General features: G+C 46.4%; 20 protein-coding genes. 6 read left to right on the plus strand and 14 right to left on the minus strand.

What is annotated here, in order from left to right:
* Nucleotides 1-228: 228 nt before the first annotated feature.
* From AB1797_07490 to mnmA, 6 genes are read left to right on the plus strand one after another with little or no spacing between them, the layout of a single operon-like run.
* Nucleotides 229-1,893, plus strand: a complete 1,665-nt coding sequence (locus AB1797_07490) for a tetratricopeptide repeat protein (protein MEW5767458.1) — start codon at nucleotides 229-231, stop codon at nucleotides 1,891-1,893.
* Between the two features lie 60 nt (nucleotides 1,894-1,953).
* Nucleotides 1,954-2,754, plus strand: coding sequence for an ATP-dependent sacrificial sulfur transferase LarE (gene larE / locus AB1797_07495; protein ID MEW5767459.1), 801 nt, complete (start codon nucleotides 1,954-1,956; stop codon nucleotides 2,752-2,754).
* Between the two features lie 36 nt (nucleotides 2,755-2,790).
* Entirely contained in the window at nucleotides 2,791-3,054 is a 264-nt protein-coding gene (locus tag AB1797_07500; GenBank protein MEW5767460.1) for a hypothetical protein, read from the plus strand.
* An 11-nt stretch (nucleotides 3,055-3,065) separates the two neighbouring features.
* Nucleotides 3,066-3,188 carry a hypothetical protein gene (locus tag AB1797_07505; protein MEW5767461.1) on the plus strand — a complete coding sequence of 41 codons (123 nt, stop codon included), beginning with the start codon at nucleotides 3,066-3,068 and terminating at the stop codon, nucleotides 3,186-3,188.
* A complete protein-coding gene (locus AB1797_07510) occupies nucleotides 3,133-3,327 on the plus strand; it encodes a hypothetical protein (protein ID MEW5767462.1) in 195 nt (64 codons plus the stop codon). Before AB1797_07505 ends, AB1797_07510 begins: the two co-directional genes overlap by 56 nt.
* Entirely contained in the window at nucleotides 3,245-4,369 is a 1,125-nt protein-coding gene (gene mnmA, locus AB1797_07515) for a tRNA 2-thiouridine(34) synthase MnmA (GenBank protein MEW5767463.1), read from the plus strand. Before AB1797_07510 ends, mnmA begins: the two co-directional genes overlap by 83 nt.
* A 38-nt stretch (nucleotides 4,370-4,407) precedes the next feature.
* Here mnmA and AB1797_07520 read toward each other — a convergent pair whose 3' ends face one another.
* The 14 genes from AB1797_07520 to AB1797_07585 form a co-directional block, all read right to left on the minus strand.
* Nucleotides 4,408-5,571, minus strand: a complete 1,164-nt coding sequence (locus AB1797_07520) for a hypothetical protein (protein MEW5767464.1) — start codon at nucleotides 5,569-5,571, stop codon at nucleotides 4,408-4,410.
* Nucleotides 5,572-6,153: 582 nt separating this feature from the next.
* Nucleotides 6,154-6,483, minus strand: a complete 330-nt coding sequence (locus AB1797_07525) for a hypothetical protein (GenBank protein MEW5767465.1) — start codon at nucleotides 6,481-6,483, stop codon at nucleotides 6,154-6,156.
* Between the two features lie 14 nt (nucleotides 6,484-6,497).
* Nucleotides 6,498-6,692, minus strand: coding sequence for a DUF5678 domain-containing protein (locus AB1797_07530; GenBank protein ID MEW5767466.1), 195 nt, complete (start codon nucleotides 6,690-6,692; stop codon nucleotides 6,498-6,500).
* 18 nt (nucleotides 6,693-6,710) lie between these two features.
* The gene (locus AB1797_07535) at nucleotides 6,711-7,013 is read right to left on the minus strand and encodes a hypothetical protein (GenBank protein MEW5767467.1); all 303 of its coding nucleotides are present in this window, start codon (nucleotides 7,011-7,013) and stop codon (nucleotides 6,711-6,713) included.
* Nucleotides 7,014-7,047: 34 nt separating this feature from the next.
* Entirely contained in the window at nucleotides 7,048-7,413 is a 366-nt protein-coding gene (locus tag AB1797_07540) for a DUF5615 family PIN-like protein (protein ID MEW5767468.1), read from the minus strand.
* A complete protein-coding gene (locus AB1797_07545) occupies nucleotides 7,410-7,649 on the minus strand; it encodes a DUF433 domain-containing protein (protein ID MEW5767469.1) in 240 nt (79 codons plus the stop codon). The genes AB1797_07540 and AB1797_07545 overlap by 4 nt, the downstream gene beginning before the upstream one ends.
* Nucleotides 7,650-7,903: 254 nt before the next feature.
* Nucleotides 7,904-8,305 carry a HEPN domain-containing protein gene (locus tag AB1797_07550; protein ID MEW5767470.1) on the minus strand — a complete coding sequence of 134 codons (402 nt, stop codon included), beginning with the start codon at nucleotides 8,303-8,305 and terminating at the stop codon, nucleotides 7,904-7,906.
* Nucleotides 8,298-8,609, minus strand: coding sequence for a nucleotidyltransferase domain-containing protein (locus AB1797_07555; GenBank protein ID MEW5767471.1), 312 nt, complete (start codon nucleotides 8,607-8,609; stop codon nucleotides 8,298-8,300). Before AB1797_07555 ends, AB1797_07550 begins: the two co-directional genes overlap by 8 nt.
* Before the next feature lie 498 nt (nucleotides 8,610-9,107).
* On the minus strand, nucleotides 9,108-9,338 hold the full coding sequence (locus AB1797_07560) for a DUF5615 family PIN-like protein (GenBank protein MEW5767472.1): 231 nt from the start codon (nucleotides 9,336-9,338) through the stop codon (nucleotides 9,108-9,110).
* Entirely contained in the window at nucleotides 9,335-9,568 is a 234-nt protein-coding gene (locus AB1797_07565) for a DUF433 domain-containing protein (GenBank protein MEW5767473.1), read from the minus strand. Before AB1797_07565 ends, AB1797_07560 begins: the two co-directional genes overlap by 4 nt.
* Before the next feature lie 80 nt (nucleotides 9,569-9,648).
* Nucleotides 9,649-12,792: a type VI secretion protein IcmF/TssM N-terminal domain-containing protein gene (locus tag AB1797_07570; GenBank protein ID MEW5767474.1), complete on the minus strand. Its 3,144-nt coding sequence runs from the start codon at nucleotides 12,790-12,792 to the stop codon at nucleotides 9,649-9,651.
* A 95-nt stretch (nucleotides 12,793-12,887) separates the two neighbouring features.
* Nucleotides 12,888-13,547: a DotU family type IV/VI secretion system protein gene (locus AB1797_07575; protein MEW5767475.1), complete on the minus strand. Its 660-nt coding sequence runs from the start codon at nucleotides 13,545-13,547 to the stop codon at nucleotides 12,888-12,890.
* An 81-nt stretch (nucleotides 13,548-13,628) separates the two neighbouring features.
* Nucleotides 13,629-13,811 carry a toxin-antitoxin system HicB family antitoxin gene (locus AB1797_07580; GenBank protein ID MEW5767476.1) on the minus strand — a complete coding sequence of 61 codons (183 nt, stop codon included), beginning with the start codon at nucleotides 13,809-13,811 and terminating at the stop codon, nucleotides 13,629-13,631.
* A 587-nt stretch (nucleotides 13,812-14,398) separates the two neighbouring features.
* The gene (locus tag AB1797_07585) at nucleotides 14,399-14,668 is read right to left on the minus strand and encodes a hypothetical protein (protein ID MEW5767477.1); all 270 of its coding nucleotides are present in this window, start codon (nucleotides 14,666-14,668) and stop codon (nucleotides 14,399-14,401) included.
* Between the last annotated feature and the right edge of the window lie 307 nt (nucleotides 14,669-14,975).

Below are 14,975 nucleotides of genomic sequence, written 5' to 3' on the forward strand. Positions count from 1 at the left end.
GTCCGTGATTCGGGTCTGTCCTTAGGCTGTAGGGACAACCCTTGTGGTTGTCCGTCTACGGAACGGACATGGACAAGCACGGACAGGGACAAGCCCTGTCCCTACACTTCCGCCTTCTGTCCTGTGTATTTATCCGTGCTAATCCGTGCAGCTATACCTGAACGGTTACAACCGCAGAAGATGAGGCAAAAGTACGACATCTCCTCCCACTCCCAGAGAGCATACACGATGAATGACCAATCCGCCATCCCGGGTACCCACAAAGTGGGTGCGCCATCTGCCATCCGCCATCCAACCATTTCTCTCTGTATGATTGTCCGAGACGAAGAGGGGCAGCTTCCGCGTTGTCTGGCCAGTGTCAAGGATTTAGTCGACGAAATCATCGTGGTTGATACGGGTTCCAAAGATAAGACCATACAGATAGCCAGATCCTTTGGGGCCAAGGTCTACGAACATCCCTGGCAGAATGACTTCTCCGCCGCCAGAAATATCTCCCTGAGTTACGCCCAATCAGATTGGATACTCATCCTGGACGCTGATGAAGAACTGGAAAAAGATGATATCCCTAAGATTCGGCCCATACTGATGACCCACAAATGCGAAGGGTTAACCTTTGCCGTCTCCAGTCAACTGCCTGGCAGCGGAAAATCAAGGCACGATTCAATCCGGCTCTTCAAAAATCATAAGGAATATCACTATCAGGGAATAGTCCACAACCAGCTTATCATTAAAGGCCTGATTCTGACTACCGATGTCCGCCTTTATCACCATGGATATAATCTAAGCCCCGGCCAGATGAGGAAAAAGCTCGAACGAAGCCTTCCTTTGCTTAAAGAACATCTGCATCATCATCCGGATGATCTCTATGCCCGTTTTCAGTTAGCCAGACTTTATCGGGGTTATAACTATTACGAAGAATGTATCAAGGAGGGACTGATGGTTTTGAATGCCCCTCAGGCCAAAGAAGAGGGGGCCAAGGCCACGGTCCTTATGACCATGTGTGATTTGGCCTTAGCCTACTTCAAACTCGGTGATTATCAGCACGGCGAAGAGTATTGTCTTAAGGCCCTGTCTCAGAAAGAAGACTACCTTGATGTATTATTCATTTTAGGTAATATCTATCTCCATCGTGAAGAGTATCAAAAGGGGATTGATACCCTGAAGAGATTCTTAACGGCCAGAGAGAAGAGCGGCCGGTTTGATCCCTTTATGGTAGATAATGTCGGCCAGGTAGACCAGGTCTATCTTTATCTCGGAAAAGCCTATATCTTGCTCTCACAATTTGAAGAAGCCATAGATTATCTCAAACACGGCCTGGAGTTTAATCCCCTAAATCCGGCCGTCTATCATCATCTGGTTCATTGTTACCAGCGGATCGGCAATAGCCCAGAGGCAAAGTCAACCTGCCTGGAAGCTATTTCTAAGGGAATAGCTGATGAGGCCATTTATTTTCAGTTGGCTTTGATTTATAAGGACGAGGGGAAGCACAGCCAGGCAAAGGAGGCCTTTTTAGAAGTAGTAAATCTCAAAGAGGACCATCTGGCGGCCAGGCTGTTCCTGATAGAGCTTTATCTATCTGAGGGAGAGATTGCCCCTGTTTTCCTTCATCTTAAGAAGGCCGAAGAAATAGATCCAGCTAAGGCCTGGCCTGTCTATAAGACGCTGGGGAACAAATGTGTTAGCCTTGGCCGCTATGAAGATGCGGTCCAGGCGTATAAGACCTTTCTCAGATATCGCCCCTCAGACGAAGAAGGCCGATTAAATCTGGCTCGCTTGCTCCTCAAGCTGCAACAATACCAGGAAGCTAAGGAGCACTATGGCTGCATCCTTCAGTTAAACCCGGCTCATTCAGAAGCCAGAAGGTTTCTAAGTATTCTGGATAAAGGTAGATAGGCTGAAGGCCGAAGACTGAAGTTCAATAGCCTTCAGCCTTTAGCCTATCCAGGAGAGGAAATGGTTGGCGAGGCTGAAGAAAAACTGGAACAAATGAAGGCGCTTCTGATGAAGATGGGGAGTGTATTGGTGGCTTATTCCGGCGGGGTGGATTCTAGCCTGGTGCTTAAGGCAGCCTCTGATGTGCTGGGCGAAAAGGTGCTGGCGGTTACGGCTCGATCTCCCCTCTACCCTTCCTCAGAGCTTGAAGCGGCCAGGATAATGGCCGGAGGATGGGGAGTAAGACATCTGGTTATTGATTCTGATGAGCTGAATGTGCCTGGCTTTGCTGAGAACCCTCGAAACAGATGCTACCTCTGTAAAAAAGACTTGTTCGCCAGACTAAGCCAGATAGCCGGACAGGAGGGGTTAAACTATATCCTGGATGGTTCTAATGCCTCTGATACTTCTGACTTCAGACCAGGCAGGCAGGCGGCTAAGGAATTTGGGGTGCGGTCTGTCCTGGAAGAGGTCGGCTTGACCAAAGATGAGGTGCGGAGTCTCTCAAAAAGACTGGGGCTGCCTACTCACGATAAACCCTCCGCCGCCTGTCTGGCCTCACGGTTTCCTTATGAGGCCAGGATAACTCAGGAAGCCTTAAGGAGGGTAGCCCAAGCAGAGGCTTACCTCAAAGGGTTGGGAATCTCCCAGGTGCGGGTAAGACACTATAAAGACCTTTGCCGAATTGAAGTGGGCAAACAAGAGATGTATCTCTGTCTGGAGAAACAGGATGAGGTGGTAGATAGACTTAAAAAGATCGGCTATACTTATGTTACCCTTGATCTGGAGGGATATCGGACAGGGAGTATGAATGAGGCTTAGCGCGGTCTCCTACCGCCACTCGATGCTCGATACTCGATGCTCGATGCTCGATCCTCGATCCTCGATACTGGATACTGGACACTGAATCCTCACTCGATGCTCGCCACTCGATGCTCGATACTCGATGCTCGATGCTCGATCCTCGATCCTCGATACTGGATACTGGACACTGAATCCTCACTCGATGCTCGACACTCGATCCTCGATCCTCGATCCTCGATACTGGACACTGAATCCTCACTCGATGCTCGACACTCGATGCTCGATCCTCGATCCTCGATACTGGATACTGGACACTGAATCCTCACTCGATGCTCGACACTCGATGCTCGATGCTCGAGCCTCGATACTGGATACTGAACACTGAATCCTCACTCGATGCTCGACACTCGATGCTCGATGCTCGATGCTCGATCCTCGATACTGGACACTGAATCCTTTACCAGCATCGAGCATCTATCATCGAGCATCGAGCATCGAGAGTATAAAAATGTCAAAAAGAGTCGTAGTAGCTATGAGCGGCGGGGTGGATTCATCGACGGCGGCCTGGCTGCTCAAGCAGGAGGGATATGAGGTAATAGGCGTTACTATGGACCTGTTAGAGTCAAGCTGTCGGATTGAGAAGCCGGACACCTGCTGCTCTTTACAGGCCTTTGAAGATGCCAGGGATGTGGCGGATAAGCTGGGTATGGCGCATCACATCCTCGATTGTAAGGCAGAGTTTGAACAAAAAGTAGTTAGCTGCTTTGTGAGTGAGTACCTGAAGGGTCGAACTCCCAACCCGTGTGTGGTCTGCAACTCCAAAATAAAATTTGGCCTACTGCTTAAGCATACCTGGCAATTAGGCGCTGATTATCTGGCCACCGGACATTACGCCAGGATTTCAAAACAAAACAGCCGATATGTCATCAAAAAGGGGGTTGATTCAACCAGGGATCAGTCCTACTTCCTCTACGGCCTCTCTCAATATCAATTAAGGCATGCCCTTATGCCTCTTGGTGAATACAAAAAGGAAGAGATAAGAAAGATAGCGGCTGAGTCAGGGCTGAAGATACATGATAAAGCTGAGTCTCAGGAGATATGTTTCATCCCGGCGGGCCATTACCAGGAGTTTATTCGGGAGAGATTGGGCAATAACAGGTTCCAGCCTGGGCCAATAGTAGACAAAAATGGCCGGTTATTGGGTGAGCATCAGGGGGTAGCTTTTTTTACAGTCGGGCAGCGCAAAGGGTTGGGGATAGCGGTAGGCAAACCGCTCTATGTATTAGCCCTGGATGCCTTCAGGAACACGGTGGTAGTAGGTGAAGAAGCCGATCTCTACAGTCGGGAGTTGACGGTCAGTGAGGCCAACTGGGTGGCCATAGAAAATCTGACCAAAGAGATGGAAGTTACCGCCAGGATTCGCTATTTACATAAGGGTGGAGAAGCGGTCATTACTCCTTTCTCTGAGGGAAGAGTAAAGGTAAGATTCAAAGAGCCTCAGCGGGCCATAACTCCGGGCCAGGCAACCGTCTTTTATCAGGATGATTTGGTTCTTGGCGGGGGGTGGATAGAGAGTGGAGAGTGGAGAAATCAGAGGTCTCTCCACTCTCAGCTCGGCCTGGTTCATCGGTAACTTCAGCCTTCAGCCTTCAGTCTTCAGCCTACGAGGCGCTAAAGCACAATCACCACCCGGCCCCTTTCAAGAAGATGGTATTCCTTCTCTATTTCTTCGATTTGCTGTGCAGCTTCCTGGCTAATAGCCAGAGACTTTTTGTCATCTGAGACTGAGACTACTTTTACTACCAAAGGTGTTTGGGCCACCCGGGAATTATTGGTGGCCCCGGTCAATGTCTGCTCCCAGGCGGCTAAGGCGTGCAGGTTTGGATCCCTCGGCCGGCCGTCTCCTATCCCGTAAAAAAGACGGGCCGCCTCATCAGCCTGGGCATAGATATTAGGCTTCATATGGGGCATTATGCCGGAACCGGCGGCATTAACCACTATCCCAGTATATTCTACAGGCTTTACCGGCGCCGCTTGAGATTTCTTTAAAAGGTCTATCTCCTGCATCAAGGCCGCTAGGACAGCCAACAATTTTTCGTCTCTTTGAGCCATATTATTTAGGCTCTGTTCCACCTCGTCCAGATTTCTACCTGACCTGACCGCATTTATTACTTCCGCATTATCGCCAAGGAACGGTGTTAGGGTTGGGTTTTGGCCGGTATCCAAACTGGCAAACTTGCGGAGAGGCTGCTCCTGGGGCAGGGCAGGGCCGATGGCTTTGTTGGGTATGGCCCCACCTATCTCTTCTAAAAACACCGCTACCTCGACCACAGCCATCTGCTCTTCTTCCAGGAATTCCATTTTGATCTCTTTGGCCCCTTTTAGAACACCCTCCACTTTTGTCTCGATAACCCGGTCGGCTATCATGTAATCCTTCACCGTGCTGGTGGCCGTGATATGCACACCGGCCGTAATTTCCAGCAAGTTGGCCTGGGCTTCTACTTTGGCCGCCTGAAAGGCCAGCAGTCTAGCGACTTCAGGGGTAGGCGCATCGGCCGGCGGCACCCCATAACCTTTGGCGGAAACCAGCCCTTTTGACCAATTAAGCGAGCCGTTGACCGTTTTTACCTCAAAGTCAAGTTTCTCCGCCTTGGGTATTTCTTTAGCTCCTGGGGCTGGTTTTGGCTGAGGCGGTTCTACCGGTGACGGCAGCGTTTCCGGCCCTTCTTTCTTGCCTCCCTTACTACAGACGCCGCAGCCAGTAGCCAATAAAAGTAAAAACGCCAGGCTGCCCACCAAGAGTGTTTGTAACCGGGGTCTCAATTTTTTACTCATGAGATTTCCCTCCTTTCTAAGATTGAACGCTCTCGGATAAAACCTGTTCCTGCCCCGTATTTAATACGGGGTCAGGAATTGAGCGTTGATTTTACTACCAAACTTTTACATGAAATCGAATCTATCGTCTTTCTTTTTTTGTAACCGTTCAGCACATGATGCTGGATGCTCGATGCTCGATCCTCGATGCTCGATCTTCGATGCTGGTAAAGGATCCAGTATCCAGGATCGAGCATCGAGCATCGAGTTTGTGCCTTAGTGGCTGAACGCTTACCTTTTTTTTATAAGCCACAGATTTACACGGATGGACACAGATAAGAACTAACTCTCTACAAGAATTTGTCTTTGTGACTTCTGTGAGAATTAATGGACATTCCTCTTTAGCATAACTTCTTTAATTTCAAGAGAATAAAATATATTTTGTGTTTATCCGTGTTCAATCTGTGTTAATCTGTGGCTTTATATCTTGAATTTCCTGCAAAAGTTTGGTACTAAAAATTTATCATCCTTGCCATACAAAAATAGTCTTTTCCTTTCGTTGCTGAAAGGTGATATCAAAATATTCAAATACATCATGCCTTCCTAAAAGAAAAGAAAAGGAACTCGTTCAATCTGTGCCCAGGCAAGTGTACAATTGAATTGATGTTTTTCTATCTTCATAGAAACTGTAGCGAATCTTACTCCAATAACTCCGCCAATCCCTCCTATTTCTTTGACTTCTGAAGCTATCCTCTCCAAACCTAAAAACCGCCCCATCCGATAAGGAATTAAGGTATAATCTGCTCCAGAGTCTATATAGAAATATTCAGGAAGCCACTCATCTTCAGCACCTAAAAGATAGACTTTAGCTACTGGTCTAAATATTATCTCTCCTGTGCGAAGGCGTTCCTGTCTATAGTCAAATTCAATCATCTAATTCTCCTTGATTAAAAGATAAAGGTTTCACCGTGAGGAACTTTCCAGAGTACAACCTCTTTATCTGGATATTTTTTTTTAGCCTCTGTGTAGGCAACCTCTGGATACTCATCTGCATAGACTACCTCTTTATCTACAATAGATACATACTTATCCTCGTATTTAGTTAAGTCTGCTTTTGTAAACCATTCAAAAGTTTCATCCATTATAATCACCTCCGAATTTTATCGATTTTGGATCACTGGTTTCCCATAAGAGGCTCCTGGAGAAAATTGTGTAAGATGCAATCCTTCCTTTTCTTTGTAAATATCATAAAGAGGTTTATCCTGCCCCACCAGTTCCAAAATTCCCCCCGCCCCTGCCGCCTGTCCACCAGCAAAACGAACCACACGAAGCATTACTGCCTGAGGTTTATTACCTAACTGTGTTTTGACTTCCTCAATATTTTTGTTAGTCTTATTTTCTTCCTTGAGATGTGCATGATAGTCTTCATCTGCAAATTGTTGTTGAGTAAATGAAAAAATCAAAAGATTTGACCCTCCTTCTGTTTGCCCCCTTCTGTTATTTTATTGGCAAGCGTCTTACACGAATAGATACTTCGCTAACTGAGGCAATAGCACCTAGTTCCAAATCATCCTTGTGGTTAGTTAGTACATCCGCTAATCGTCTATTGACTCCCTCAGAACGTTCATCACTAAGCCGAAATAGAATTACGCTAGGCAGAAATCCCTTCCCTATAGCTACAAGATAGCTAAAATCTAAATCCATCGTTAATAAGATGCGTTTTTCTATTTTAGCTTTTGCCAATATCTTTTCGTCAGACAAACGCTGTAAACCTTCCTCACGCAGATGAATGGTATCGTATCCCTGCCGACGTAACCAAACTACTGTATGCATAGAAACACCCATATCAGCAAGAAATTTCATCTAACTGCCTCTAATTCACGAATATAAACTTGTTCGCTGGCTAACCACGAGGCATATTCTAAGGACTGTTGAATGTCTTCTGGTTCTAAATCTGGATATTCTTTCAGAATCTCTCCAATCTGCTTACCGTGAGCCACCAAATTTACAATTAATGAGACAGGAATACGCATTCCACGAATACAAGCTTGTCCTGCCATAACGTATGGGTCAAATGTAATCCGATTAAAACCTAACATTTCTCTATCCTCCTTTCGGTTTCTTCTCCTCTTGCCCGCAATGAGCAGATAACGGGGTGCGGATGAGCCAAGCGCCCCGCGACCCATTGCTCTGCAATGGGGACCCCGAAAATGCGAACCCGTTGTGGTTCGAGCGAAGCGTCATTTTGGTTATCGGGGTGTGTATCTGACATTTTTCTGAAGCGTAACGGAAGAAAAATGTGGCTTTAGCCCTTCCAGATACATAATGTTAGACGCTGTTGGTCGCTTCCCTTTTAGTCATTGACAAAATTAATCTTATTTAAGACAAATTCTTTTACTTGTTTTGCTATTTCATATGCTTCTTTTGTATCCTCTAAATTTGGTTCAAACCAATCGTCAGGATATCGAATTTCTACTGCATAATCTTCTATCTTTTCAACCATTTCATAAAGTTCATCTGATACCTGTTCTTTTTCACTTATCAAATCTAACAAATAACTTAGGTTATGTTTCTTTTCAAATCTAATATCTAAAAGTACTAAGTAGGCTTTTAAATATTTTTCAACTATTTGTTGACAATGGAAACATATAGAATCTGTATATTCTGGTTTATTTTCTAAGGCTAACTCTGCCATTCCTAAATCATGTTCTGCTTTATGAATCCATTCTTTAATCAATGTGGATTTATTACCCATATAAAACCTTCCCTTTCTCCATAACAGTTGTTATAAAAGATGTTTTAACCTTATCCCATTTTTGAATTTCATCATTAGTATAAACAACTAAATCAATAGCAACTTTTAATCCCCGTAGATATTTTCGAACCTCTCTACCTCTCTTATACCTTGGAACATTGCTATTTTTGATTATCAATATATCTAAATCACTATCCTTTGAAGGATTCCCATGGGCATAAGAACCAAAAAGAATGATCTTTTCAGGTTTAAAGTTTTCTACAATTCTTCTTGTGATTTCATTTATTTGTTTTTGGGTTACCATTATAAAACCATCCTAATGCTTCTAAATTGTGAATAGGGTGTTTTCCCCCCTTTAAAGCGACCAATGAGCGTCTAACGGGGTGCGGATGAGCCAAGTGCCCGGGGCACCCACAAAGCGGGTCGTGAGCATTTTGGCTTCAGCCCCAACCCACTTCTCGTGGGCACCCCGCTGCCGCTGATAGCCGAAGCCTGCTCCTTGCCCCGTATTAAATACGGGGTAACCGTTCAGCCACCAAGGCACGAAGACACGAAGGGGAAAATAAGAAATAATTCTTTACTCTTTGTGTCTTTGTGTCTTAGTGTCTTAGTGTCTTAGTGTCTTTGTGGCTGAACACTTACAAATCGGGAAGCGGGAAGGCTTCGACTAATTTATCATATATTGAATTCTATCTTGATCAAGCACTTGAATAACCTTCTTTAGTAATTCCTGTTGTGACATTTATCCAGACGCTAATTTTTCAACCTGGCCATAAACTGTGGAATAATTTCCGGATGATTCCTAACTTGAATGGAGATGACCCTTATAGTTTGCTGGAGGATAAGTTGCTATATCAGCAAAATCCCCATTCAAAGAAACCAGAATGGCATCAAGTTGCTGGGCTTTCGAGATTACCACTGAATCAGCCGAATCTGGAGGGATATAATCCCTTAACCGGAAGACTTCATAACCTGCTTCCCGAAGCGTTTGAATTATAAAGTTGGAAAGGCAATGGTCGGCAAAGAATCTCAAACTCTTGCGACCACAACCTCAAATTCGGATAGCTCCCGGGCATAATCCAAACACGCCGCAATTTGCTCCCTGGTGAGGTCTGAAAACTCAGCTATAATTTCCTCGAAAGAGTTACCCATGGCCAAATATCCCAGGATAAGGCCAACTGGAATTCTCGTCCCCTTGATTCGTGGCTTGCCTCGAAGTACATCAGGCGTGCTTACAATATAATCTCTCCAATCTGCTTGCATGTTATCCTCCTGTTCACCCGACCGCTTCGCGCTCGGGTGAACGGCTTACAACCCTCTAAAAGCTGATACCTAAAGGCCTACTATTGGACCACGCTCAACAACTCCCGTAACTGCTGGTCGATAAGGGGCTCATTGCCTTCAAAACCAAGCAGCTTAAGGCCCAGGCCTGTTTCAGCTTGTTTACGGGCATCTTTGGCCTGGTTGCCTTCGTAGTATGTCCAGCCGAGGCCTAAGTAAAAATCCTTTCGCGGCATTAATCTAATGGCCTTTTGATATTTATCAATGGCTTCCGAAAGTTTTTGTTGTTTATGATATTCTTTGGCCCGGCCATAATAATAAGCCGCTCCATCCATCTGCCAGGGGGCAAAATCTTTTACGGCCCGCGCTTCCTTAATTCCCGTCATCATAATTTTTTGAGTCCCCTCTTGCCATTTAACAGATCGGGGCCAATACTGCGGATGAGTCACCAGAAATTGATGTTCGGCGACTTCTTTGGGAAGCTGTTGCAGTCCTTTTTTATTGGTGGCTCCAATCTGCACCAGCTTGAATTCCTTGCCCCCGGATTCAAACCCCATTCGCCGGCTGTCCTCAGTTGAAGACCACAACTTGTCATCCCCTTTTTCCAGGAATGCCCAGACCTCAGCATCTTGAATGGACTTTCGGTCGGATAAGTCGACTACCTTTAATTCAGAGCGGGGTTCAGATGGTGGTGGAGGTGGTGGTGGAGTTAGAGGAGGCGGGGTAGGCACCGGCTCTTCGGTAGCCCCATATTGCATCAGAATGGTATAGTTGGGATATTCTTCGCCAATGGTCGCTGCCTCCGGAAGGGGAGAAGAGCTTACATTCTCATTGGTCGGAATGATATCGATCTGGGTCACCAGTTTACCGGCCCTGTCCGTCCGACCGACCGGTTTTCCTCCCACCAGGACAGTCACCCCCCCTCTGGGTCGTTGCGTGGCTGATTCCTGAGCGGTTACGGTAATATTAAGCTTGCGCCGAATTTCTTTGTCACTAAGCGGGTATTCATATTGCCCCATCTTAATATTAAGGGAAGAAGAGGCCGCCGGCGGATCATCATAGACTACCTCAAGCGAGCGGCCGGCCGATGAGACAAATTCGAGCCGAACCATCCCTTTCTCATCTGTGGCTCCAACCGTGTAATTCCGCCATTCATCCTTAATCGAAACCGGCACTCCCTCTAAATCTTTTCCGAACCGGTCCACACAATGAGCCGTGACTACCCGTTTCCTGGCAAAGATAAATTCGACCCGCCAGGCCGGCTCGGCCTCATACTCGCCGGGAGAAATCTCGTAACTCAGGGTCGGTTCTGAAAGTGGGATTTCCTTCTTTTGAAGGTCGGTTTCAACCACCGCCCTGGCTATCTTCCAGTCAGACTCCGCCGGCTCCGGAAGCCGGGGGACATCCTTCTTAAATATCTTATCCTTAAGGCCCCCTAACTCTAAATCAGATTTGGGGTAATCAGTGCTAATGACGACTTTAGCCGATTTCACCTCCACCAGGACTGCCTGGCCGTCTTCACCGGTGTATACAGCCCGACCCTTGTAATCACCCGGATAGACGGCATTTCCAACCACCGGCTTAAGGCTTATGTCTGATTCGGTTTCTAACTCCCTGGTAACCTTTACCGGAATTCTAATGGTATGTTTTTCATATAATTCACGACCGGCCCGGGCTACCTCTCTCCTCTCTCTCCGCCAGGGAAGGCTGAAGGGAGCAAACCCCTCCAATTTAGCCTTCTGCCGGTTCAACCTCTCCAGTTTGTTCCATTTTTCCTCTGATGAGGTGGACGGACCAGTCTCAGCTACTTCAGCCGCCGCCGTGTGCACCTCAGTCATAACCTGTCTATTATGCCCATAAGAAAGACGCAAGCCTATCCCCAGGGCCACCGCGGCTATCAAGGCGACGGCACAAAAGGCCAACCGGAAGCGGGTCCTGCGGATCTCTGCCTTTAGGGTTAAGCTCTCCAGTCCCCGGTCAGGAAAGATTATCTGTTTAAAGAGGTCTTTAATGAAATAACCCTGTCTCTTTTCAGGCGCTTCTGGCAAGATTAGCGGCTGGCGCTGCAAGGATTCCGCGACTTGCCGCAGCACAAGATCCACCGGATGTCCCTCTTGCGCCGCGCTGGTAAAATAAAAACCCCGAAAGATGGGTTTTTCCGGGGCTACTTCAGGGAATATCCCGCCCACAAAATGAGACAGTTTTTGGCACGCGGCCTCAAATTCTAAGGGAAAAGCGTAGCCGCCGACTCTTTGCGCCGTTGAAATTCTTTCTGAGGCAAGTTTTGGTAACCGGCGGTCATTTAAAGAACCGAAAAGCCGACGGCATTCTTCTCTAAAGACCGCCTCAGCCTTTTCCTCCCGGTCGCTTCTAAGTGTGCATCCCCAAACTTGCGTCCGTTCAGCCGGGCTTAAATCCTCAAAAAATGGCACAAACCCATAAATCCGGTCGTTTTTGGTAAAAACAAGGTATATGGGAAGCCTGGTTTCTAATTGTTCGATAAGGTCCTCTATATGCTGGCGGATTTTTCGAGCTTCCTGTTCAATGGCATATTCTTCTTCTTGTAATAAAGGAGTAATCTCCGTAGTTAAGATCAATCCATCAATGGGCCTCTTTGGTCGATGTTTTTTTAAGACGTTCAGCAGTCCCAACCATTCTGTCCTGACAGAGGCCTCATTACCGTAGGTAACATAACGCCCACTGGTGTCGAGGATAATCGCTTCTCTGGTAAAAAAGAGGTCACAGTTCTTTGTCTTGTCAATACCTTGCTGAAGAGGTCTTTCCTGGAGGGAGTCAATGTAGGAAAAATCCAGATTCGAATTTCTAAGCAGGCTGGTTTTCCCGTTTCCGGACGGCCCGATAACCATATACCAGGGCAGGAGGTATGGATCCGGCCGTTTAAAGATATTCAGCCGACCTGGCCGGACTTTTTTGCCCCTGAAATCCTGGACCGATTTAATGGCATTTTTTACCCGCTCCTCAAATCTTGTAATATTTTCGGGCAGGGCTTCTTTTTCTTCGGCCCCTTTCCTTGGCCGCCTCCGCTTGATTAGAAAGAAGATGCCCCATATCCCCAGGATGGCCAGGGTGAGGATAAGGCGGAGGTTAAAAGGCAGCCATCTTCCGCCTGGGAACCAGACCAAAAGGACTAAAATGGGGACCCATTTCCCCGGAAGGTCTTTAAGGTATTGAAGTAAGAAGTTCATGATTTATTTTCATCTCGAATCTCGAATGGCGAATCTCGAATTTATCTTCTCCATCCGCCATTTGCGAGTCATTCGGGTTGGGCTATCCTCCACCCTCAAGCCAGCAAAAATCGCTGAAGCTGTCTTACCACATCCATTGCCCAGCCGTGCAGGCGGAATTTCAGAAAGACATAGATAACCACTACCCCGGCCCCACAGACCGCCGTAACCGCCCACGGCAGCCAGGCAGGAATACTGCTTCGACTACGCTGGATGATCTCTCGAGGGATTTCAGCCGAGGGTGAAAGTGGGGTTACACCTTCCCGCCTGATGCCTTCTCGAAATTCCTGGATATACCCCTGAAGTCTTTGCGGATTCTGGACATACTTTCCTTCAAATCCGAGGAGCAAACACAAATAGTATACTTGCAGGACATCCCCTCTTGACTTAACCTTTCGGATTTGTTCCAGTTTGTCGAAAAATTCTTCGCCGGCGATATTGCTTTGAAAGAACTCACGTTCCAGGCGGCTTTCCCAGCCAATGATTTCATCCAGAAAGGCGGCCAGGGCATACTTGGCATCCTGAATATCCCTGTCGGCCATCTTCAGATCTATCGCCTTTTCCTCCATAGAATGAAAAAGCGTGACAATCTTGGAATACAGGTTATGGCGAGGCTCAAACTGGCGGGATTCCCGCAGATACAGAATGAGTAAAAAGAGATCAGTGCAGATGTCGGACAGAGATTGAATTTGGGAATTACTGGTTTCTAAATCCACCCTTATTTCCTCCCTGGTAATTACTCCGGGTGTTTAGGCTGAAGACTGAAGACTGAAGTTCAATAGCCTTCAGTCTTCAGCCTATCTACCTGAGTAGTTACGGTCGTTTAATTCACGGCTGGCGCTTTCTACAAGATGTTCAACCGCCCATGTATTCAGACTCTTGTTCGTAAGTTGCGCGGCAAGAGCAATCGTCCAATGTCCTTCCGGAGAGATGCGTAACACAAATCTTCCTGAATAGGGCTTTTCAGGCTCTTCTCCCATTTCCTGACAGAATCTAATCTAAGATATATGTCAATGGACGTGCGAAACTCTTGTTCAAGTTGTTTGGCGTTGTCAGACTGAGATGTAATCTTATCACGAGTGTTAACTACTTTTCCATAAAAGATTTTTGCCTTACTATCAAATTCGACTTTGCCAATATACCCTTTGTATGATAACATATTTTCTCCTCTTATGGCTTTATGCCTGCCTTCTGCAAAAACTCTCGCATATCTTCTACTCTTGAGCCTTCTCGCTGGGAGATTTGTCCTTTAGATTTTTCTCAGTGACTCTGTGTCTCCGTGGTGAGGTGAACGGTTACCATATTTCCTCCCCCTGAGCCTGTCAGGAACAGGCTTTAGATTGGACATACCTGTTTTAAAACCAGCTTTTAATCAAAAATCGTAAATCTAAAATCTAAAATCCCTGATTGATTACTCCTCTATATTTTATTCGAGAGGCTTCGGTTATTTGTTTTGAATATCTAACTATACCTTCTCAATATCTCTTGGTAAAGGGTTTTCTGAGAATTTCTCTAAAAATGGTGTAATGGGAATTGGGTGTTAAATCTCTGTGAGGAGGGGTTAAGGTTATTCGGCAACGGCGAGCTCCTTAACCCTTGCCTCTGTTTTCTGCTGGGCAATGGTAAGCTCTTCAATTGCTACTTCAACCCTTGTAAGCCTTTCTTTTGACTTTTTTTGAGCAACTGCCAGCTCCCGGACAATCCCTTTAAGCTCACTAAAATCCGATACCTTTACCAGGTCGTTATAGGCATCAAAAATTGTTGTAGCCAGGACATCGGCCTGATGTCTTTCAAATACACCACTTAGTCTTTCTTTTATTGCAGAAAAAATAATCATATTAAACACCCCGATTAATTAGGATAATAGCATATCCCCTTGAATTTGTCAAATATTTCTTCACTGAATCACAGAACCTCAAAATTCTTCTGACATTCTCTCTACAAATCTTATTACTCGATGTTCAAGTTTTTTTTCGGCAAAGTTAGCATATTCCTTACGATAAAAGGCACTGCTCGGGGGGGACATGGGGTAGAGTAGAGAACTGGCGAGTTACCCTCTCCAATAGCCTTAGGTGTCCTGCAATCTGTTTGCTCCCCGTTTCCAGGGAGTGCCTTAGGTACAGGCCGCCATCCACCGTAGTACT

The sequence above is a fragment of the bacterium genome, assembly GCA_040753085.1.
Taxonomy (GTDB): Bacteria; UBA9089; JASEGY01; order JASEGY01; family JASEGY01; genus JASEGY01.